This window comes from Vallitalea maricola (genome assembly GCF_036985595.1).
Classification (GTDB): Bacteria; Bacillota; Clostridia; order Lachnospirales; family Vallitaleaceae; genus Vallitalea; species Vallitalea maricola.
The window spans coordinates 1-20,156 of the sequence record NZ_BTPU01000051.1; the positions used below are offsets into that span (position 1 = coordinate 1).

At 31.2% G+C, this 20,156-nt stretch carries 22 protein-coding genes, 1 tRNA gene and 2 other annotated features; of the genes, 4 read left to right on the top strand and 19 right to left on the bottom strand.

Going from position 1 to position 20,156, the window contains the following annotated elements:
- Nucleotides 1-60: 60 nt before the first annotated feature.
- From AACQ14_RS14935 to AACQ14_RS14960, 6 genes are all read right to left on the bottom strand, one after another.
- A complete protein-coding gene (locus tag AACQ14_RS14935; protein ID WP_339364387.1) occupies nucleotides 61-750 on the bottom strand; it encodes a hypothetical protein in 690 nt (229 codons plus the stop codon).
- A gap of 27 nt (nucleotides 751-777) precedes the next feature.
- Nucleotides 778-1,620, bottom strand: coding sequence for an AraC family transcriptional regulator (locus tag AACQ14_RS14940; protein ID WP_339364388.1), 843 nt, complete (start codon nucleotides 1,618-1,620; stop codon nucleotides 778-780).
- Nucleotides 1,621-1,696: 76 nt separating this feature from the next.
- Entirely contained in the window at nucleotides 1,697-2,449 is a 753-nt protein-coding gene (locus AACQ14_RS14945) for an AAA family ATPase (RefSeq protein ID WP_339364389.1), read from the bottom strand.
- Nucleotides 2,450-2,506: 57 nt separating this feature from the next.
- Nucleotides 2,507-3,487 carry a ribose-phosphate diphosphokinase gene (locus AACQ14_RS14950; RefSeq protein WP_339364390.1) on the bottom strand — a complete coding sequence of 327 codons (981 nt, stop codon included), beginning with the start codon at nucleotides 3,485-3,487 and terminating at the stop codon, nucleotides 2,507-2,509.
- A 20-nt stretch (nucleotides 3,488-3,507) separates the two neighbouring features.
- Nucleotides 3,508-4,590: a threonine aldolase family protein gene (locus AACQ14_RS14955; protein WP_339364392.1), complete on the bottom strand. Its 1,083-nt coding sequence runs from the start codon at nucleotides 4,588-4,590 to the stop codon at nucleotides 3,508-3,510.
- The gene (locus AACQ14_RS14960) at nucleotides 4,590-5,321 is read right to left on the bottom strand and encodes an N-acetylmuramoyl-L-alanine amidase family protein (protein WP_339364393.1); all 732 of its coding nucleotides are present in this window, start codon (nucleotides 5,319-5,321) and stop codon (nucleotides 4,590-4,592) included. Before AACQ14_RS14960 ends, AACQ14_RS14955 begins: the two co-directional genes overlap by 1 nt.
- Before the next feature lie 238 nt (nucleotides 5,322-5,559).
- Between AACQ14_RS14960 and AACQ14_RS14965 the strand changes: the two genes are divergently transcribed.
- Nucleotides 5,560-5,631 (top strand) — tRNA-Gly (locus tag AACQ14_RS14965).
- Between the two features lie 68 nt (nucleotides 5,632-5,699).
- On the opposite strand, the gene AACQ14_RS14970 is transcribed toward AACQ14_RS14965, so the two are convergent.
- From AACQ14_RS14970 to AACQ14_RS15025, 12 genes are all read right to left on the bottom strand, one after another.
- On the bottom strand, nucleotides 5,700-6,887 hold the full coding sequence (locus AACQ14_RS14970) for a M15 family metallopeptidase (protein WP_339364394.1): 1,188 nt from the start codon (nucleotides 6,885-6,887) through the stop codon (nucleotides 5,700-5,702).
- A gap of 330 nt (nucleotides 6,888-7,217) precedes the next feature.
- On the bottom strand, nucleotides 7,218-7,574 hold the full coding sequence (gene rplT, locus AACQ14_RS14975) for a 50S ribosomal protein L20 (protein WP_113673857.1): 357 nt from the start codon (nucleotides 7,572-7,574) through the stop codon (nucleotides 7,218-7,220).
- A 29-nt stretch (nucleotides 7,575-7,603) separates the two neighbouring features.
- Nucleotides 7,604-7,801, bottom strand: a complete 198-nt coding sequence (gene rpmI, locus AACQ14_RS14980; protein WP_113673856.1) for a 50S ribosomal protein L35 — start codon at nucleotides 7,799-7,801, stop codon at nucleotides 7,604-7,606.
- 27 nt (nucleotides 7,802-7,828) lie between these two features.
- Entirely contained in the window at nucleotides 7,829-8,323 is a 495-nt protein-coding gene (gene infC, locus AACQ14_RS14985; RefSeq protein ID WP_113673855.1) for a translation initiation factor IF-3, read from the bottom strand.
- A gap of 59 nt (nucleotides 8,324-8,382) precedes the next feature.
- Nucleotides 8,383-8,518: a sequence feature (ribosomal protein L20 leader region), on the bottom strand.
- 166 nt (nucleotides 8,519-8,684) lie between these two features.
- Nucleotides 8,685-10,607 (bottom strand): threonine--tRNA ligase, encoded by a 1,923-nt coding sequence (gene thrS / locus AACQ14_RS14990; RefSeq protein ID WP_339364395.1) that lies wholly within the window; start codon nucleotides 10,605-10,607, stop codon nucleotides 8,685-8,687.
- A gap of 16 nt (nucleotides 10,608-10,623) precedes the next feature.
- Nucleotides 10,624-11,028 (bottom strand): bacteriohemerythrin, encoded by a 405-nt coding sequence (locus AACQ14_RS14995; RefSeq protein WP_339364396.1) that lies wholly within the window; start codon nucleotides 11,026-11,028, stop codon nucleotides 10,624-10,626.
- Nucleotides 11,029-11,124: 96 nt separating this feature from the next.
- Nucleotides 11,125-11,326 (bottom strand) — a binding site (T-box leader).
- Nucleotides 11,327-11,422: 96 nt separating this feature from the next.
- Nucleotides 11,423-12,172 carry a YdcF family protein gene (locus tag AACQ14_RS15000; RefSeq protein ID WP_339364397.1) on the bottom strand — a complete coding sequence of 250 codons (750 nt, stop codon included), beginning with the start codon at nucleotides 12,170-12,172 and terminating at the stop codon, nucleotides 11,423-11,425.
- Between the two features lie 87 nt (nucleotides 12,173-12,259).
- Nucleotides 12,260-13,144 carry an Hsp33 family molecular chaperone HslO gene (gene hslO, locus AACQ14_RS15005; protein ID WP_339364398.1) on the bottom strand — a complete coding sequence of 295 codons (885 nt, stop codon included), beginning with the start codon at nucleotides 13,142-13,144 and terminating at the stop codon, nucleotides 12,260-12,262.
- Nucleotides 13,145-13,157: 13 nt separating this feature from the next.
- On the bottom strand, nucleotides 13,158-13,916 hold the full coding sequence (locus AACQ14_RS15010; RefSeq protein ID WP_339364399.1) for a class I SAM-dependent DNA methyltransferase: 759 nt from the start codon (nucleotides 13,914-13,916) through the stop codon (nucleotides 13,158-13,160).
- A 396-nt stretch (nucleotides 13,917-14,312) separates the two neighbouring features.
- Nucleotides 14,313-15,185, bottom strand: a complete 873-nt coding sequence (locus AACQ14_RS15015; RefSeq protein WP_339364400.1) for a sugar phosphate isomerase/epimerase family protein — start codon at nucleotides 15,183-15,185, stop codon at nucleotides 14,313-14,315.
- Nucleotides 15,186-15,194: 9 nt separating this feature from the next.
- Nucleotides 15,195-16,055 carry a sugar phosphate isomerase/epimerase family protein gene (locus AACQ14_RS15020; RefSeq protein WP_339364401.1) on the bottom strand — a complete coding sequence of 287 codons (861 nt, stop codon included), beginning with the start codon at nucleotides 16,053-16,055 and terminating at the stop codon, nucleotides 15,195-15,197.
- Nucleotides 16,056-16,075: 20 nt separating this feature from the next.
- A complete protein-coding gene (locus AACQ14_RS15025; RefSeq protein WP_339364403.1) occupies nucleotides 16,076-17,140 on the bottom strand; it encodes a Gfo/Idh/MocA family protein in 1,065 nt (354 codons plus the stop codon).
- A 179-nt stretch (nucleotides 17,141-17,319) separates the two neighbouring features.
- Here AACQ14_RS15025 and AACQ14_RS15030 point away from each other — a divergent pair, with 179 nt between their 5' ends.
- A complete protein-coding gene (locus AACQ14_RS15030; RefSeq protein ID WP_339364404.1) occupies nucleotides 17,320-18,195 on the top strand; it encodes an AraC family transcriptional regulator in 876 nt (291 codons plus the stop codon).
- A gap of 72 nt (nucleotides 18,196-18,267) precedes the next feature.
- Here AACQ14_RS15030 and AACQ14_RS15035 read toward each other — a convergent pair whose 3' ends face one another.
- Complete coding sequence (locus AACQ14_RS15035; protein WP_339364405.1) at nucleotides 18,268-18,462, bottom strand: small, acid-soluble spore protein, alpha/beta type; 195 nt, start codon at nucleotides 18,460-18,462, stop codon at nucleotides 18,268-18,270.
- Nucleotides 18,463-18,598: 136 nt separating this feature from the next.
- Between AACQ14_RS15035 and AACQ14_RS15040 the strand changes: the two genes are divergently transcribed.
- Together AACQ14_RS15040 and AACQ14_RS15045 are read left to right on the top strand one after the other, a co-directional pair.
- Nucleotides 18,599-19,414, top strand: coding sequence for a 4Fe-4S binding protein (locus tag AACQ14_RS15040; RefSeq protein WP_339364406.1), 816 nt, complete (start codon nucleotides 18,599-18,601; stop codon nucleotides 19,412-19,414).
- Nucleotides 19,414-20,121, top strand: a complete 708-nt coding sequence (locus AACQ14_RS15045) for a hypothetical protein (protein ID WP_339364407.1) — start codon at nucleotides 19,414-19,416, stop codon at nucleotides 20,119-20,121. The genes AACQ14_RS15040 and AACQ14_RS15045 overlap by 1 nt, the downstream gene beginning before the upstream one ends.
- Nucleotides 20,122-20,156: the final 35 nt, after the last annotated feature.

The window sequence follows — 20,156 nt, forward strand, 5'->3', positions numbered from 1 at the left end:
TAATCCCAAAAATTATGGCTGCTAACTATAATAGTTAAACAGCCAATCCAAATCTCTATCTTAATGTAATTTTTCATATCTTATAATCTTTCCATCTTTGTAATAAACAATGTAATAACCTTTAGTTGTTTGAATGGAAATATCAATTAATTCTCCTCGTAATCCTCCATCTTTACCTATTCTCATAATATTAGTATCATCTATTTCTAACACATCAACCATTTTATTAATCGTTTGAACTTGTGGTTTGTTATAGATTTCTTCCATGCCATTCTTTTCTAATAGTATAAAACAAGCAATAAAACTTAGTGCAAATACTGCAAATTCTATAAAATTACGTTTAATATTAGACCTTCTTTTACAACTAGACATAATTGCAATCGCCATGAAAACATAACCGACATTATAGATTAATACCAATTGACTAATTTGAATTAGTATCAAAAAAGCAATCACAGGAATGACAGTCATCATTATCAATCTGACAAATAATCTTGATTTAAACCATTCTCTATATATAGCTATAAACATAACATGGGTTAATAGAAACGAACCGGTAACTATTAAAAAATCTGTAACTGCATCTGTGATAAAATAGCTGATTATAATAAGTAAAATATAATCAATAAAATAAATACTGTAAAATAGTATTCGGAATAATTTTCTATTGGTTGATCTATATTCCCATTCAATATAATATTGTATGAAAGTTAAAATAATAATTATTAGTGAAATTACTTCAATCGGCATAATAATTTCTCCACTCTATATTTCATTTTATAATATTGGAACCCATATTTCACGTTGTGGTATATGATCAGGTGGATAAAAGCATTCAATACAAGGTATATCTGCTAATTCATATCCAGACGTTGGTAACCATTCTGTATATATGCGTTTCCATGTTGAATTATCTTCATTAGGGAAAACAGCCCATGTACATGCAGGTATAATGAATTTTTCCATTCCATCTGGTACTTCATTATTATAACGTACACCCATAAAATAATCAAAATCATCACTCATTATTGTTGCTTTTTCACCTGATATCCCTAGTAGACTTTCCAATTTACATTGGGGGTTTTCCCATGACATATCAATAAGTTTTTGCAGTAATCCATCTTTTTCGGCATCACTCCATAGTGCAGGAACTATCTTGAATGCATCTTTTGTTTCTACTCTCTTTTTAATACCTACTACTGCAAAATCAAAATCAAGTTCTTCAATCCTATACTCCATTTCTATATCTCCTTTAATTGTAATTTGAAAGGATATTTTAGGAAAGGCTTTTAATTGAATTCCTTTGGTACGTGCTTTCGTTGGTCTTACTCCGTGGAGTTTTTGGAATGCACGTGAAAAAGAATCTGGTGAGTCATAACCATACTTGATAGCCAAATCAACTATTTTGATATCACTATTTTGAAGTTCAAAGGCTGCCAATGATAAACGTCTCCTTCGAATATATTCTGATAAAGAAATATCTGTGATAAAAGCAAACATTCTTGAAAAGTGATACGTTGAACAACATGCCATTTTTGCTACCTCAGTATAATTAATATCACCCATCAAATTTTCTTCAATATAATTTATTGCCCTAGTAGTTCTCTCTAGCCAATTCATAAATAACCTCCCTTCAACTACAGTATAATAGAAATTTCATAATCAACACCGACTTTTCTTGCACAGAATAGTCGTATTAATCTATCATGATATGCCTTAACATTCCTACAGGATTATTTATAAAATCCTTCATAACTCTATAATGCTCTGTTTCTTGATATTCTATCTTTTTATAATCATCATCTAAACTATAAATAGTTGAATTAGGATAACTCATTATAATTGGTGAGTGGGTTGCTATAATGAACTGTGAATCGTTCATAACTAACTCATGTAACTTTCTTAATAATGCTAGCTGCCTTGTTGGTGATAAAGCCGCTTCTGGCTCATCTAATATATATAATCCTTTACCTCCAAACCTGTAAGTAAGTAATGACATGAATGACTCACCATGAGATTGTTCATGTAAAGATATACCTCCATAAGATTCTATTATAGGCGGACCAAATCCTCCTTCTCTATCTAACTGTTCAATATTAGAAGCTACATTATAAAAACTTTCTGCTCTTAGAAAATAACCATCACTGGGCTTTTTAACCCCTTTAGTAAGACGTAGGGATTCTGATAAAACCGAATGTGTTTCTTGTGTACTAAAATTAAAGTTTTTACTACCACCTTCAGGATTAAACCCAAATGCCACAGCTATTGCTTCTAATAGGGTTGATTTGCCGCTCCCATTCTCACCTATAATGTATGTAACATTGGGATGCAACTCTAATTCGTTTAATTCACGTACAGCTTTCAGACAATATGGATATTCCTTGGAATTAATACCATCACGTTCTAATTTAAGCTTACGAATAAATTGATAAAACCCTTTTTCCAGCATATTACTCACTTCCTATCTATTAAAAAATCCAATGTCCATTAACCAGCTATATTTGTATTATTCTTCAATCTGTAAAACTTCTATTGGCACTTTATTGAATAATGGACTGACCGATTCTCTTTTGTGTATTCTACTTATAGTCTCAGCGAATAACGGTGCAACAGAAATTACCTTTACTTTTTTACTACCCATCACATATGGGTTATATACTGAATCAGTTGAAATAAGCTTCTCTATTGGACTATTCTCAAGCTTTGTAACTCCATCCTTATTCAACAGTACATGAGATAAACATGCAAATATTCTATTTACGCCACGTTTCTTCAATTCATTAGCAAGATCTATTAATGTTCCTCCAGAAATACTGAAGTCGTCAACTATCAATGCGTTCTTACCCTTTACGTTACCTACAATTTCAATTATCTTAGCATTCTCGTCATGTCCTTCTCTTTCTTTATCACCTATAGCTACTGGTAACTTTAGATACCTTGCAAATTTTCTAGCTTCTTTTGCAAAACCTGAATCTGGTGATACTACTACTAAATCTTCAATTTTTAGAGAATTAATGTATTCACACAATATAGGCAATGCAAATAAATGATCCACTGGTTTCTTAAAAAATCCCTGTATCTGTGGACTATGCAAATCCATAGTTACAACTCTATCTGCTCCCGCTAGTTCAATGCATTCTGTACATACTCTACCACGTATGGATACTCTTGGTTCATCTTTCTTATCTCCTTTTGCATACGAAAAATAAGGCATGATTACTGTTACAGAATTAGCGCTTGCCCTTTTGAATGCGTCTATCCAGAATAAAATTTCTGTAAATTCATCATTAGGACGTAATCCAATGGACTGTACTAGATATACATCTTTATCCCTAACAGTTTCTTCAACTTTTACATATATATTACCCTCACTGAATGTTATGACTCTCGATTTTCCTAACTGTGATTTTAGATAAATACAAATCTTCTCAGCAAAATCTTTACCAGTACTTCCTGCAAATACTTTTATTTCACTTTCTGTATTCATTTCACCACTCCTTATCATTATCATCTATGATTTATGTTTGTATCTAACTCCTGAAAACATTTTTCTAAGATATCCTTAGGTATTTCTTCATAAGAATCACCTATGCAGATTTCAAACATCCAGGTATTTTTGGTTTCCATCAAATATGGTGTAATACCTACACTAATCTTATTCATAATCTCTGCTAATATTTTATTAATATTATCTACGTCTTTACTAAAATGTACATGAAACATATTCGAAACAGGTATTTTGGGTATGGTGTAAATTCCGTCAATACTATTAAAATATTTAGATAGTTCTTTAGCTTTATTATAATAAGTTTCCATTTTATTAATACGCCTATCAAACCAATAATCAGCACTGATAACATATGGATATAGACTTATCAAATCTCCACCATATCGGCGTTTCCATATCTTGGATTCGTCAATGAATTCCTTAGGTCCTACTAATATGGCTCCCGCTACACTACCAATACCCTTGTAGAATGAAACATACACACTATCAAAACCTGCACATATCTCTTTTAATTCTTTCTGGTAATAAGGAGTTATTTCCCATAATCTTGCACCATCCAAATGTGTCCTTATGTTATTTTTCTTGCAATAATCTAGAATCTCATTTAATTCATCCCAATTTGGAAGTTGTCCACCTATGCCTCTTTGAGGCAGCTCAATAAGTAATGTTGAGATATCTGTTCCTCTCTTCTTTAAATCATCAATAGTGAACAAACGATCTTGCTCTCCTAATAGTACAGTTTCTATATTATGAAGTTTCTTCAGACCATCTTGCTCATAAATCTCCAAATGACTTAATGGATGATATGCTACTCTGTATATTTGTTTCATATCACACCACATGCGAAGGGCGATCTGTTGCGCCATAGTTCCACTTGGAAAAAAAACAGCTTTATCTTTACCCAACATTTCCGCAATTTTGTCTTCAAAATCATTAATTATAGCTCCATTGCCATAAAAGTCTATTTGCTTATCTTCATCTACATTTTCCATAGGAATCTGTAATTGTCTAATACTATATTTCCCATTACCATCTAACTTATATCTAGTATTTTTATAAGATTTAGCTAATATTTCACTCATCATATATCCTCCCTCTTTATTGGTAGATCATCTTTTCTTATGTCTTTGTCCAATAACTCTTTTTGCAATTTAGCTATCTTATCTTCTAACTCTATAATCTGCTCTTTGTAATATTCTAATTCGTTTATTGATAGATATGGAAACTCTGTTATTTCCATATCAAAGTATTCACATATACCTTTTGTTATTGCTTTAGCATATTTATCATGCCAAAATCTATCTTTCATCTGTTTAGCTTCTTCCAGATAATCTATGAATCCTAACTCTAATAATACTGCTGGAACTTTTGTCATTTGTATTACATCCCAATTTCCTTCTTTAACACCTCTATTATACAACTTGGTATCATTAATTAGATTATTATGTATTCTTCTTGCTAATTTTTCCCCTTCAGCACCAAATTTATAACAATATGTTTCTATTCCTTTGGCATAATTTTGCCACTTACGATTTATACCATTTTTACGTATAGATACCATTATATCCGCATTACTTTTATTACATACTTCTACCCTATCTTTTACACTTTTATCCTTATAGATATTATCATTGGACAGAATAACTTTCATTCCGTTGAATTCTAGGTATTTAGCTACTCTATACATTATGGGATAATTCTGTTCTGCTTCATGTATAGTACTTCCATCTTCAAATTCAGGTGTTGTTTTATCACATGAATAAAATCCGTGACCTGCGTCAAGACATACAATTGGTTTTTTACTACATTTCACCGTGCACCCTTCCTTTCTATAGCTATCATAACCTCTTATAATATACTCATATCTTAAATAGCTTTAAATGCATAATAATTGTTTTCTTATGAATTTGTTAGTCACATTAATAAATAATATATCATATAATAATTCTATCATAATATCTAGATAAATCTACTAAAAAACTATTGACATTTATTAAATTTCTGATACAATATATCTTGCGTTAAATCATAATTATATTATTTAGTAATATGCGTGAGTGGCTCAGTGGTAGAGCATCGCCTTGCCAAGGCGAGGGTCGCGGGTTCGAATCCCGTCTCGCGCTTTTTTTATTGCCAAAATTTCATTTTCATATGCATAAAAACACATAAAAATAGCCCCTAATCTTAGGGGCTACTCTTTTAACATATATTGTTTGAAGTATTCTTCATAAGTAAGACCTTTTTCGTAAACATCTTTTGCAAGGTCTTCACCTAAATAACGAATATGCCATGGTTCATATTGATATCCTGTTATTTCTTCTTTTCCTAATTGATAACGAATAATAAAACCAAATTTATGAGCATTTTCTGCTAACCATTTTCCTTCTTTCAATTCTCCAAGTCTTTCTTGTAGTTTATAGTTAACTCCTGCACATGACACATCAATAGCTAAACCAGTTTGATGTTCACTCTGCCCAGGTTTTGCACTTATTTTGTTTGCAGCTTCATATCCTCTTTTATTCACGTTATAATTAAAAATTGTTTCCTGTCTCTTATAAGAACGATATCCAGAAACTCCTACAATCTCAATTCCTTCTTCTTTTGCTTGTGCTACAAGTCTTTCCAATGCATGTGCCGCTTCTTCTCTCATATATCTTTTAGGGTCTTCATGAGTAAATGAAAACTTAATATCTGGTTTAATTAAATCTTCAGGCACATAGTCACTTGGTAGGTTTCTTTGTTTATTAACTAATACGTGAATATCATTTGGATTTGTTACTACTTGTTTTCCATCTTCATCAATCATAACTGTATCATCATTACTATTGGAATTATTATTTTGTTCTGATTCATTGTTTTCTTCTTTTGGTTCTTCCTTTGGTTCCTCCTTAGGTTGTTCCTTAGGCTCTTCTTTTTTTGGTTCCTCAGCTGCTTCAACTTTTACATTAATTGTAGCTGATATATTTTCATATACATATGTTATTGTTGCTTCATCATCTGCTTTTGCACTGTCTAAAATAACTATTTCTCCATCTTTAATAGATATCTTCTCTTCATTATCTGAATGACTTAGTAACTTACTATCATCAGTCAAATCTATTAAGCTTCCATCAGCTAATAATCCTTCAACTTTAACATTATATTTATCACCAATTTTTAACAATAAATTTTCTTCAGATAATCGTAGTTCTTTTACACCCTTATCTTCTTCTTTTGAATCATTTTTTTGTTCTTTATTATCTTTTTCAGTTTCAACCGCATTTCCCTGTGCAGTTACTTCATCTGTATTTTTTCTATCTTTTATAAAACCTATCGCTAGAATAAACACCAAACACAGAGCCCCTACAATCAAAACTATTTTACCAACTTTTTTATACATCCTCTCACCTCTTGTGTTTTAATCTAAACATTATTTTAACATAGAGGATGCTTTATTACAACATATTGTGACAAAATAATAAGTATAGTTACTGAATCCTTTAAAAACTAAGTTTTTCTCTAATTAAAATTAACTATAATTAGTCTTTATATTTGTTTTTATTACAAAATACTATGTTTTCCCAGCTATTATTAAAGTCATTTAACGTTATTACTTAATAAAAAACAGATATGTATAATGTATTATTTATTATATAATACAAAAACATATCTATTTTATTGAACATAAAAAAACCCTCTATATAGTAGAGAGTTTTAATGTTAGAATTTATTATTGAATTTTTGATTTTGCAGTTTCTACCAAACTTGCGAAACCTTCAGAATCGTTAACTGCCATTTCAGCTAACATTTTTCTGTTAACATTAACATCTGCTAACTTAAGACCATACATGAATTTGCTATATGATAATCCATGAACTCTAGTTGCAGCATTAATTCTTGCAATCCAAAGTCTTCTAAAATCTCTTTTCTTAAGTTTTCTTCCTGTATATGAATAAACACCTGATTTCATTACCGCTTGTTTAGCAGTTCTGAATTGTTTAGATTTTGCTCCTCTATATCCTTTAGCTAACTTTAATACTCTTTTACGTCTCTTACGTGTGTGTAAAGCACCCTTGATTCTTGCCATGATTTTTCCCTCCTGTTCGGTTTATATATTTAAACGTATGGTAATAACTTCTTCATTACTTTTTCGTTAGACTTATCCATCATAGTAGCATGTCTAAGAGTTCTCTTTTTCTTAGCTGTTTTCTTAGTTAGAATATGTCTTTTAAATGCTTTATTTCTTTTTAATTTACCTGTTCCTGTTTTCTTAAAACGCTTAGCAGCGCCACGATGTGTTTTCATTTTAGGCATAATAATTTCCTCCTTATAATACCGTATTTATCTTTTCTTCGCCATAAACATTACCATGCTTCTACCTTCCATTTTTGGATACTTCTCAATATCCGCAATGTCTACTAGACTTTCTGCAAACTTAAGTAAGATTTCTCTACCTATTGCAGTATGAGCTAATTCTCTACCTCTAAATCGTACGGAAACTTTAACTTTATCTCCATTATTCAAGAATTTTTTCGCATGTTTCATCTTAGTATTAATATCATGTTGCTCGATATTAGGAGACAAACGAACTTCTTTTACACTAATGATGTTCTGTTTCTTCTTAGCTTCCTTGTCACGCTTAGCTTGTTCATATCTAAATTTTCCATAATCAATTATTTTACATACTGGTGGCTTTGCCTTTGGGGAAATCTTAACTAAATCTAAATTTCTTTCTCTAGCAAGCCTTTGAGCATCTCTTGCAGACATAATACCCAGTTGGTTACCTTGATCATCGATTAAACGTACTTCTCTGTCTCGAATTTGCTCATTAATCATTAATTCGCTAATAGTAGGACACCTCCAAAATTTTTTATTTACAGTTCGCCTTTATCTTTATACAATAAAAAAAGCGCGTATTAAAATACCCACTCATATACATTACATAAATAATGAATTTATCCATCTTTTACGTATTTTACCCTAGTAGCTTTATTACCCTAAGGTGAGAAGTGGATACTTCTACTTATTTTACTTCTTATTAATTATACAGGTTCAATCTATCTCTGTCAATAGTTTTTTATAACTTTTTATAATTTACTTAATCTATCTATTGAATCACCAATTAATATAATCAAATATAAAAAGCACATTACTTAAAATAAATAAGTAGTGTGCTTTTTATTAGTCATGATACTACCTATTTCTCTTCTGCTTCTATAATTTCTTTGCTTTCAATTTCTTTTTCAAGTCTTGCAATGAATTCGTCAAGTGAAATAGCTCCTTCGTCACCTTTGGCTCTACTTCTTACAGCTACTTTATTCTCATCTTGTTCTTTTTGACCAACGATTAGAAGATAAGGAACTCTTTCCATTCTTCCTTCTCTGATCTTGTATCCTATTTTCTCAGCTCTGTCATCAAATTCCACTCTGATGCCTTTTGCTTTTAATCCATCTACAACTTTAGTTGCATAATCATTATATTTATCAGATATTGGTAAAACTTTTACTTGAACTGGTGCAAGCCATGCTGGGAATGCCCCTGCAAAATGCTCGATTAAAATACCAATAAATCTTTCAATACTACCAAATACTACTCTGTGAATCATTACAGGACGATGTTTTTCTCCATCTTTTCCAGTATACTCGAGTTCAAATCTCTCAGGTAATTGGAAATCAAGTTGAATTGTTCCACATTGCCATGTTCTTCCTAAACAGTCTTCAAGATGGAAGTCAATCTTAGGACCATAGAATGCACCATCACCTTCATTAACCACATAATCAAGACCATTTTCATCAAGCGCCTGTCTTAATGCATCAGTAGCCATTTCCCAATCTTCGTCACTACCCATACTGTCTTCTGGTCTAGTAGATAACTCCATATGATATTTGAAACCGAATACTTTGTATACTTCATCTATTAAGTTGATAACTCCAACAATCTCGTCTTTGATCTGTTCAGGTAACATGAAAATATGAGCATCATCTTGTGTAAAGTTTCTAACACGCATAAGTCCATGTAGAGCACCTGACATTTCATGTCTGTGAACAAGACCTAATTCACCAACACGTAGTGGTAGATCTCTGTAAGAGTGCATTTTGTTTTTGTATACTAACATACCACCTGGACAGTTCATAGGTTTTACAGCATAATCAAGTTCATCAATAACTGTAGTATACATATTTTCTCTATAATGATCCCAATGTCCAGAACGTAACCATAATTCTTTGTTCAATATGATTGGTGTAGCTATTTCTTGGTAGTTAGCTCTATTATGAACTTCTCTCCAATAGTCAATCAATGTATTTCTAAGCACCATTCCTTTTGGTAAGAAAAATGGGAAACCTGGTCCTTCATCAAACATTGCAAATAGTTCAAGCTCTTTTCCTAATTTTCTATGATCTCTTTTCTTGGCTTCTTCTAATTTTTGAATGTATGCATCAAGTTCAGCTTTTTTAGTGAAAGATGTTCCGTATATTCTTGATAACATCTTGTTCTTTTCATCACCACGCCAATAAGCTCCTGCTACAGATAATAATTTAAAAGCTTTTACTGGTTTAGTAGTCATAAGGTGAGGTCCAGCACATAGGTCAACGAATTCCCCTTGCTCATAGAATGAAATTACCTCATCCTTACCCAAATCCTCAATAAGTTCAACTTTGTAGTCTTCGCCTTTTTCTTTCATAAAATTGATAGCTTCGTCTCTAGGTAATTCGAATCTTTTGATTGGAAGATTCTCTTTAACGATTTTTTTCATTTCTTTTTCAATTGCTTCTAAGTCTTCATTAGTAAAAGGTGTTTCCTTATCAAAATCATAATAGTATCCATTCTCTATTGATGGACCTATAGCTAATTTTACTTCTGGGAAAAGTCTTTTAACCGCTTGTGATAGGATATGAGCTGTTGTATGTCTAAAAGCACCTTTACCTGAATCATCATTGAATGTAAGAATGTTAAGTGCTACATCTTTATCAACTACATGTCTAAGGTCAACAACCTCTCCATTCACTTCTCCTGCACATGCCATTCTTGCAAGTCCCGCACTAATATCATTAGCAATGTCAATAACTGACATGCTGCTTTCATATTCTTTTTTTGAACCATCTTTTAAAGTAATAATCATAATTTTTCTCCTCTCTCTAACTTACCTTAACATATTTTGAGTCTACCTCAATAATATGATGTACTATCCAATCCACTAAGAAAGTAAGCATATTATTAATGTTTTCATATTGATTTTCATCAAAATCAGTTTCCTGGAACTTCTCTAATTTCTTAACGAACATCTTGTGTTCAACTTGGTGTACTAAGAATTCGTCATGGTCAAAATTGTTTTTCTGCATGTATATTTCTTCATAATCAAAATGGTAAATGGTATAATCTACTAATTCATTCAATATACTCATAAAATCATCATAACAATCTATACCTTCACCAATGTCCTTCGTCAGTTCACCAACTCTTGCTGCAATCTCAAATAAATGCTTATGCTGATTATCAATTTCTTCAATTCCTAGATTATATTCTTCTTTCCATTCTAGCATTAATAACACCTCCATTTTTTTATTATGTCAAAAATAAAACTGGGCTGTCTTAATATTATGGCATAAAAAACTCGTCTCCTTACTACGAGTACCGTAGTAAGGGACGAGATTATATACAATTCCCGCGGTTCCACCCTTATTGTTTCGAGAAACCACTCAATAAGATTATAACGTAATCAACGGACTTTATTAGAGCCACTCAGAGGTAGTCTTCAAATGCTTCCATATGAAAGTCTCTCAGCAACCAACTTCCTCTCTGTTTATTTTCACATTCTACTGGTCTCTTCACAGTGTTTAACTTATCTAATGATATAATTATAACATTAGCTATTAGTTTGTCAATATAAAAAAAAATATATAATTTTACAATTACTATATTTTGAGATATCTTCAACTAAAATATAGTATCTTTCAATACGGCAAAGAACTCTCTAACATAATAGTGTACAATCAATGGTGGATGTGTCCTTGATGGTATTCCCTGAATATCCTGACAATATTTTTCAGCAATCTTCTTAGCTCTATACACATGAAAATCACTTGTTATTATTGTTACTGAAGTAGTATCATTATATGCGTTTATCAATTCAAAGCTGTTTCTTATATTTTCCTGAGTACTTGTTGATTTATTTTCCATAATCAATCTATCTTCATTGATACCTTTATTCAATAGGTATCTCTTCATAGCTTCCGCTTCTGATATATCTTCTCCTGGTCCCTTCCCACCAGCTAAGATTGCCTTACTTGTTGTATTGTCTATAAGATATTTATATGCTATCTCAAGCCTATGTGATAATGTTAATGAAATAGTAGTTCCCTTAACTCTTGCACCGAGAACAATAACATAATCCGTTGAATCATAATTATCATGTTTGATACTATCTTTTATTATAAAAGATTGGACAACAATAAAAATCATTATAACAATAATTATCAATAAGAATACTACGTACCTAATTAACTTTGGTACATGCTCTTTGACACCTTCATAGTTTCTAAATATAAAAAACATACAAAAAGCCATTACACTTAGTAAAATCCAAAAAAATGAAAAACCTGCTCCTGCATTCAAGAATGTTAAAAATAAGAAGTATAAGATACTAAAACATCCTATTACAAGCGATAATATAGCTAATAATCCCATTATATTCTCCCATCCTAGATGTTCAATTAAACATTTATGTGATTAAAATGTTTGATTAACCATCTTTTATTAATTATTTATCCTCTTTTACTCCCCTTGTGCATATGAAATTATTTCCTGTAACTCATCAACAGTAAAATAATATTTTTTATTACAGAAATGACAATTCAACTCTATAGTTTCACCCTCATCTATCATTTCCTTAATATCTTTCTTTCCAATACTAATAAGCGCTTTCTCAACTCTTTCCTTTGTACAGTTACACTGGAACTTAGTTGGTATTTTCTCAAGAATCTGAGGTTCCATACCTTCTAATAACATATCAAGTACTTCTTCAGGAGTTTTTCCTTTACTCATAAGATTCGTAATAGATGGCAATACCTTCAATCTCTCTTCCAGCTTGTTTATTACTTCTTCGTCTGCACCTGGAAGCAATTGTATGATGAATCCTCCACTATGTTTAATTGAGTAATCTCTATCTACTAATACCCCAAGCCCAACAGCTGAAGGTACTTGTTCAGAAGTTGCGAAGTAATAAGTCAAGTCTTCTGCAATTTCTCCTGATACTAGATGTGTTTGTCCAACATATGGATCTTTTAATCCAATATCTTTTATAATATTCATAATACCGTTTCCAAGTCCTCCTGATACATCCAGCTTACCATTTTCCTTCAGTGGTAAATCAACTATAGGCACATATGGATACCCTTTAACGTTAGCTTTAGCATCAGCTGTTACTACTAGACCTTTTATTGGTCCATCTCCACGGATTTGAAGAGTAATAAGGTCTTTTTCGTTTTTTAACATACTTCCCATCATTGAAGCAGCTGTCATCAATCTTCCTAATGCAGCAGAAACAACCGGTGATGTATTATGTTTTTCTCTAGCCTCGCCAACCATATTTGTAGTTGTTGCTGCAAATGCTCTTATCTGATTATTACAAGCTGTAGCTCTAACAATATAATCTTTCATAATAAGCTCCTTTTTATTGTTTTCCTTTTTCTCTAGCTATAAAATATACTCTTTCACTAGTCTCAGCAGGTGATTCAAAAGAAAATGCTTCAAAGCAATCTATATATTCTAGTCCTGCTTCTATTATTAACTGTTTGATTATATTTAAATCATACATTTTTTGATAGTGGGTTTCAGTATATCTACTGTAAAGATTATTTTCATCTTTTATAAATAAAGTCAAATCATACTCATTGATTTTTTCTTCTTCATAGTAATAATTATCCCAAATGTAAGCACTATCTTCATTCGTTTCAGAAAAAGTGTTATCACTTAAAATATTATTGTACTTATAGTAAGTGTTTAAATCAAAAATAAACAAACCTCTTGGATCCAAATAATTATTTACCAGCCTAAAAACTTGTAATAAATCATCTTCCTCCAAAATGTAATTCATACTATCGCAGATACTTACTATACAATCTACTGTACCATATAACTCAAATTCTCTCATATCCTGTAATAGATATAATATATCTCTATCATTAATCCTTGCTTTCTCTTTAGCAACGAATAACATATCACTTGAATTATCCACACCAATCATATCTATACCCTTATCAGCTAATAACTCCGTGATATTACCTGTACCACATCCCAAATCCAACATTAGTTTTGGTTTTTTATAATAGTATTTATCAATAATACACAATATATAATCCACCCATTCCTCATAGGGTACATTATTCATAAACTTATCATAAACCATTGCAAATGAATTATAACTAGACATTTTCGCACCTTCCCATTGAAGATAATTTCTTATCATGCTTTTTTCATTATAATTAACGTTTCAAAATAAGTCAAGATTGATTAATTTTGATTTTTTACTATGTATATGTGGAGTAGTGAGGCAGGACGCCGAACCCGGCTTTTAATCTGACAGCCCTACTGGACTGTCAGAAATAATAATGGACTCGATGTCCATTTTTATTTGTTGAGCTCAGGACGAGTAAGTAGCTGGCGTAACATATACATATACTATTTTGCAAAAACCAAGTCCGAACAAAACTCTTTTTCTGACATACTTGCGATACATTTCAATAAAAATGTAATTAGAAATTGCCAAAGAAAAAACCAGCAAGAATCGATTACCTTGCTGATTTTTATACACTAAAAAAATATATACTTAAGCCATTTCAATATATTTACGTAAATTCTCCAATCCTATTTCAATACCTGTTAAAGGATCTTCAAGCCCTTCAAATTCAATGGATAGAACACCATCATAATTATATTTTTTCATTATCCTAAGACACTGTAAGATAGGTACATCCCCATGACCTATAATTGAACCTCTTAAGTAATTACCACCTCTTGATTGAAACCATCCTCTACCAGGATCAGGTAACATACCTGATTTGATATGAAAATCTTTGGCATGTACATGGAAAGCATATGGCATAAGTACACCTAAAGCCTTCTCAGGCTGTTCATCAACACAAACAAAATTCCCCATATCAATAAGAACACCAAAATTAGGGTGATTAACTCCATTTACCAATTTCTCTACACGAGAACTATCTTGACAAAAGAATCCATGATTCTCAACCATTGTTTTTATGCCATATTTCATAGCATATTCAGTTACTTCTCTGTAGCCTCTGATTAGTATTGGAAGAGCATGTTCAAAAGATCTTTGCCCTATATAATCGTCTGTAAAACCTATCGTAGCGTCATGTCTCATTGATTTTGCACCAAGTATATTTGCAATATCAACTTCTCTTTTTACTCTTTCGATTTCTGCTTCCAAATCACCATTACTACCATTGATGAAATCTGAACTTATAGTATAACTCTCAATATCTATACCAACCTTTTTACTTTCTTTATAAGCACGTTTAGCAAATGATTCATCAGTTTCACCATCTTCAAGAATGAAATTAATGAATTCCACTGCATCAAAACCCATTTCTTTAGCTTTCTTGATTACATCAATCTGTTTCATCTTACCTTCTTGTACTAACCTTAAAAAGCTATAAGAACTAACTCCAAGTTTCATATAATCATCCTAACCTATTATTTTTTGTAAAAATTCTACTGCTTCACGTATATCTTTCTCTGGATTTGCACCGACTTCTCTTTCAATGGTCAAGAATCCATTATAGCCTATATCCCATAAAGCTTTGATATACTTATCAAAATCTACGTTTCCACTTCCTAATGGTTTTTCTAAGAAATAATCATCACAATGAAATCCTTCTGGAATACCTTTAGCGAAACAATCATATATGTATTCTGGGTTGGATTCTTTCACCATAATACCATCTTTTGCATGAGTATGAACAATATAGTCCTTTAATGTATATACTCCTTGTACAGGGTCATCACCTGTAACCATTACTAGATTAGCTGGGTCATAATTTACTCTTACCCCTCTGCTATCCAAGCTATCTAGAAAGTTTTTAAGAGTCATTGCTCTCTCTGGTCCAGTTTCTATAGCAAAATACGCCCCTACCTGATCTCCATAATTTCCTAACTCTTCACAGGCTTCCTGCATAATCCTGAATCTATCATGATTCTTATCCTCTGGAACTACACCGATATGTGTTGTAACAATATCTGTTTCCAAGTCTTTTGCTAGATCCATTATTCTCTTGGACATTTCTATCTTTTTCTTATTATCCTCTTTTATAGTAAAACCATGTCCGCCCAAATCTCCACATAAAGCAGAAACAGTAAGTCCATTGGATTTTATATAATCAAGTAATTCTCTTCTAGCTTGTTTGTTAAGATTATCAGGAGACATTTCACCTTTTACTGAATATATCTGTATTCCACTAGCCCCTACTTCCTTAGCTTTTTTGATACCTTCTTTTACACCGACTCTGAATGAATCAACAATAACACCTATTTTGTTTTTCTCTGACATCCTTATAACCTCCTATTATTTTATAATATTACCTCATGTCCTGATCTGGCAGATTCATAAATGGCATCTAATATTTTCATTATCGCTACACCATCTTCTCCTGGGTTTCTACATTCTGTATTATTAATTATACAATCAATAAAATGTGCTGTTTCCCTCTGGAATATTGCTGAAAACTTATCTTCTTCCTCTTTTACTATTGGTCTTTCTTCAACAAAATAATCATTGTGTTCTTTATAGAATTCAAGTTCAGGCTCCATCTTGACTCCAGCCTTATCTCCATATAGCATCAAATAATTATTATCTTCTTTTGTATGTAATACCCAGCTTGTTTCGATACTTAGAGTCATACCATTATCATATTTGATTAATGCTGTTGCTGAATCTTCCACATCACAGAATGGATTATCTTTATCATAATCTTTTGCATTATATTTGCTCATACCTTTAATATATGGTTTAAGTCCCAAATGTTCAAAAGTTGATGCCATTACTGATACAGCTTTTGGTTTACCTGTTAGATAACTGATTAAATCAATAACATGAACTCCCAAATCTATTACAGGTCCTCCACCAGAACGTTTTTTATCACAGAACCATCCTCCTGGATTTCCCCATTTTCTCATATATCCTGTCTTGGCATAATACACGTTTCCTAAATCATCATTTTCAATTGTTTCTTTTATGTAATTAGCATTCTTCTCAAACCTTCTAACAAAACCAACCATCAATAATTTATTGGTTTCTTTTGAAGTATCAACCATCTTTTGAGCTTCATCAGCATTCATTGCTAAAGGCTTTTCACATAAAACATCTTTTCCTGCTTTCATAGCTGCAATACTGATAGGTGCATGAGAATTGTTCCAAGTAGTTACACTGACAGCATCCAAATCTTCCATCTTCAACATTTTATTATAATCTGTAAAGATATTTGGTATATCATGTTTAGCTGCATACTCCTCTGCTTTTTCTTTGTCCAAATCACATACAGCCACTAATTCTACATTTTCAAGTTTTTTGTAACCTTGTACGTGTAATTCACTAATATTCCCTGCTCCTATAATACCCACTTTCACTTTATCCATCTTTCAATCACCTCATAATTATTATTAATTAATTCAACTTATATAGTGTTTACATTTACTATTTTGTAGTTTATTATAGTACATATGTGATAAAACTACATTAATTCTATTGCTCAAAACTATAACAATATTGCTCACATTTAGATAGAAAAGAAAATTCAAGAAAGGTAGTTAATTTAATGGATAAATCTGTATTGCGTGAAAAAATGACTATGCCTAATCCTGATTTTTGTATGAAATTAGTGAAAAATCATTCCATAGGTATTAATTCTACTGCTGTTTATGCTCATTGGCATAGGGAAATGGAACTCCTATATATTATTGAAGGCTCTGCTTTATTTAAATGTAACGATAAGTCTTTTATAGTTAACGAAAAAGACCTTGTAGTAGTAAATTGCAATGAAATCCACTTTGGACAGAATCTAACTGAGGATTTTCGATATTATTGTATTATATTAGACCCACATATACTGAACAGCAGGCTCATAGACCTTTGTGATTCTAAGTATATTAATCCAATAATAGAGAATAGAATATTATTTAAGAATCTAATAGTTAATGATGAATCTGTACAGCAATGTATAGAATCAATCAATGATGAATATACCAACCGTCAGGTAGGATTTGAATTATGTATAAAAGCTTCATTATATAAACTTATTGTTATATTGATGCGCCGTTACATTAACACCGTCCTTACAGATAATCAAGTAAAATATCGTACTCAGAACATAGATAGATTCAATAGGATCTTAAAATATATAGAAAACAATTATACCAACGATTTGACCCTAGACCATATGAGTGAACAAGCACATATGAGTAAATATCATTTTTGCCGAATGTTCAAAAAGATGACTGGACACACTGTAACTCATTATATTAACTCTATACGAATACAAGAAGCTGATAATCTATTAATCAACTCTGATCTATCTATTAGTGAGATAGCATATTCAGTAGGTTTTCATGATACCAGTTATTTCAGTCGTATCTATAAAAATATAAAAGACACTTCTCCATCAAACAGACGTAAAAATGTTATAAAAGAATGATAATATACATAATATAAAATAACCTTGCTCCCAGTACTGAGCAAGGTTATTTTAACCTGATTTAATTCTAATCTATTTTTTAACACTTCGCTTACGTTTAGTCATTAATCCTCCGATTCTACCTGTTTCTTTGGCAGTTAAGGATTTCCATCCACCAACACTTACTTTATCTAGTAAACCTAATTCTTCGGCGATTTCATACTTTAGTTTCTCATTTTCGGTAAGAATTTTTTTCTCTTTTTCATCTTTATTATTATTCTTTGCCATATATAACCACCCTTTCTATTCTAATTATGGGGTTATAATGGATTTTTTATACATTAATAAAAAAATCTCCTAAATTCATAAGTTTTTCATATTATCCTTTTATAATTATTATTAAATTATTTCAGGAGGTATTATAATGATTAATAAAAACAAATTCAACATCCGTATATTCACTCAAATAATATTTTTTGTTTTCATTTTATTAATTTCAATTAATAAATATCTTGGTATTACTTTGATTCCAGAAGGTTCTTTACATTCATTATGCCCTTATGGTGGTATTGAAACCTTTATATCTTTCATAACAGCTGGAACGATAGTAAGAAAAATTCATGAATCCGCCCTAATACTAGCTGCATTAATACTAATGCTCACTTTGTTGTTTGGTCCTGTTTTTTGTAGTTTTGTATGTCCTCTTGGTTCAATTCAGGAATGGTTTGGCAAGATAGGAAAGTTAGTGTTCAAGAAAAAATATAATCATTTTATTCCTTATAAATTTGATAAGTATCTAAGATTTCTAAGATATATAACTCTAATATGGACAGTTTATCTAACTACCCAAACCATGCGTCTAGTTTTCCTAGAAGTAGACCCATATTTTGCATTATTTAATTTGTGGTCAGATGAAGTAACTATAGGAGGAATTATAGTTCTTGTATCAACTCTTATACTTTCTTTATTTGTTGAAAGACCTTGGTGTAAATACGCCTGTCCTTATGGTGCTTTCCTTGGAATCTTTAATAAGATAAGATTATTCAAGATAAGAAGAAATTCATCAAGCTGTATTAATTGCAAAATATGTGATAATACTTGTCCAATGAATATCACAGTATCAGAAAAAGATAAAATAACAAATCATCAATGTATCAGTTGTTTTGAATGTACTTCTGAATATAAATGTCCAATAGCAAAAACTGTAACATTCTCAACCAAAAAGGAAGGTGTTAAATAATGAAGTTAAAGTCACTATATATTCCATTAATTATTATTATCATCTTATTTGGTGGTGTTACAATAAGTAAAGGCTTAGGTATATGGATAACAGAATCTACTAAAATCCCTAAAACAATAAGTTCTGGGACATATGCAGGCGAATACGATCCTGGTGATATACGTGGCTCTTATACCTTCAATGATATTTATAACAGTTTTAATATTACTCCTGAAATACTTGCAGAGGCTTTTAATATCATAACGGAGAACCCCCAAGACTTCCAAGTTAAATCCCTAGAAGATAAGTATAGTGATTTAGAAGTAGAAGTTGGTACAGATAGTGTCAGAAGATTTACTGCATTATATACAGGGCTTCCATATGATAGCGATGAAATTCTGCCACAACAAGCAATAGATATTCTATATACCAACAATAAAATAACTGATTCTGAAACGGAATCATTACTTGAAAACACTATTATTTTGCCAACTATCACTGATGATACTTCTAGCGATAGTAACTCAGCTTCAGAAACAGAAAATGTAATTAACGGAAAAACTACTGTAAAAGATGTTTTGAAATATGATATCAGTCTTGAACAACTAGAAGAATTAATTGGTATAAAGATTAATGATCAGTCTTCTACCATTAGAGATTTATGCCAAGAAAATGAAATTTCATTTTCAACTATAAAAAACTTATTAAATGAACTTATATCAGAATAAATCTTATTCAAGTCTTTTATATACATTCAATAAGG

What these genes read in the sequence shown, in the direction of transcription:
- AACQ14_RS14935 (WP_339364387.1), bottom strand. Translation starts at nt 750, where the DNA reads ATGCCGATTGAAGTAATTTCACTAATAATTATTATTTTAACTTTCATA.
- AACQ14_RS14940 (WP_339364388.1), bottom strand. Translation starts at nt 1,620, where the DNA reads ATGAATTGGCTAGAGAGAACTACTAGGGCAATAAATTATATTGAAGAA.
- AACQ14_RS14945 (WP_339364389.1), bottom strand. Translation starts at nt 2,449, where the DNA reads ATGCTGGAAAAAGGGTTTTATCAATTTATTCGTAAGCTTAAATTAGAA.
- AACQ14_RS14950 (WP_339364390.1), bottom strand. Translation starts at nt 3,487, where the DNA reads ATGAATACAGAAAGTGAAATAAAAGTATTTGCAGGAAGTACTGGTAAA.
- AACQ14_RS14955 (WP_339364392.1), bottom strand. Translation starts at nt 4,590, where the DNA reads ATGAGTGAAATATTAGCTAAATCTTATAAAAATACTAGATATAAGTTA.
- AACQ14_RS14970 (WP_339364394.1), bottom strand. Translation starts at nt 6,887, where the DNA reads ATGTATAAAAAAGTTGGTAAAATAGTTTTGATTGTAGGGGCTCTGTGT.
- rplT (WP_113673857.1), bottom strand. Translation starts at nt 7,574, where the DNA reads ATGGCAAGAATCAAGGGTGCTTTACACACACGTAAGAGACGTAAAAGA.
- rpmI (WP_113673856.1), bottom strand. Translation starts at nt 7,801, where the DNA reads ATGCCTAAAATGAAAACACATCGTGGCGCTGCTAAGCGTTTTAAGAAA.
- infC (WP_113673855.1), bottom strand. Translation starts at nt 8,323, where the DNA reads ATGATTAATGAGCAAATTCGAGACAGAGAAGTACGTTTAATCGATGAT.
- thrS (WP_339364395.1), bottom strand. Translation starts at nt 10,607, where the DNA reads ATGATTATTACTTTAAAAGATGGTTCAAAAAAAGAATATGAAAGCAGC.
- AACQ14_RS14995 (WP_339364396.1), bottom strand. Translation starts at nt 11,028, where the DNA reads ATGCTAGAATGGAAAGAAGAATATAATCTAGGAATTGAAGAAATTGAT.
- AACQ14_RS15000 (WP_339364397.1), bottom strand. Translation starts at nt 12,172, where the DNA reads ATGGGATTATTAGCTATATTATCGCTTGTAATAGGATGTTTTAGTATC.
- hslO (WP_339364398.1), bottom strand. Translation starts at nt 13,144, where the DNA reads ATGAAAGATTATATTGTTAGAGCTACAGCTTGTAATAATCAGATAAGA.
- AACQ14_RS15010 (WP_339364399.1), bottom strand. Translation starts at nt 13,916, where the DNA reads ATGTCTAGTTATAATTCATTTGCAATGGTTTATGATAAGTTTATGAAT.
- AACQ14_RS15015 (WP_339364400.1), bottom strand. Translation starts at nt 15,185, where the DNA reads ATGAAACTTGGAGTTAGTTCTTATAGCTTTTTAAGGTTAGTACAAGAA.
- AACQ14_RS15020 (WP_339364401.1), bottom strand. Translation starts at nt 16,055, where the DNA reads ATGTCAGAGAAAAACAAAATAGGTGTTATTGTTGATTCATTCAGAGTC.
- AACQ14_RS15025 (WP_339364403.1), bottom strand. Translation starts at nt 17,140, where the DNA reads ATGGATAAAGTGAAAGTGGGTATTATAGGAGCAGGGAATATTAGTGAA.
- AACQ14_RS15030 (WP_339364404.1), top strand. Translation starts at nt 17,320, where the DNA reads ATGGATAAATCTGTATTGCGTGAAAAAATGACTATGCCTAATCCTGAT.
- AACQ14_RS15035 (WP_339364405.1), bottom strand. Translation starts at nt 18,462, where the DNA reads ATGGCAAAGAATAATAATAAAGATGAAAAAGAGAAAAAAATTCTTACC.
- AACQ14_RS15040 (WP_339364406.1), top strand. Translation starts at nt 18,599, where the DNA reads ATGATTAATAAAAACAAATTCAACATCCGTATATTCACTCAAATAATA.
- AACQ14_RS15045 (WP_339364407.1), top strand. Translation starts at nt 19,414, where the DNA reads ATGAAGTTAAAGTCACTATATATTCCATTAATTATTATTATCATCTTA.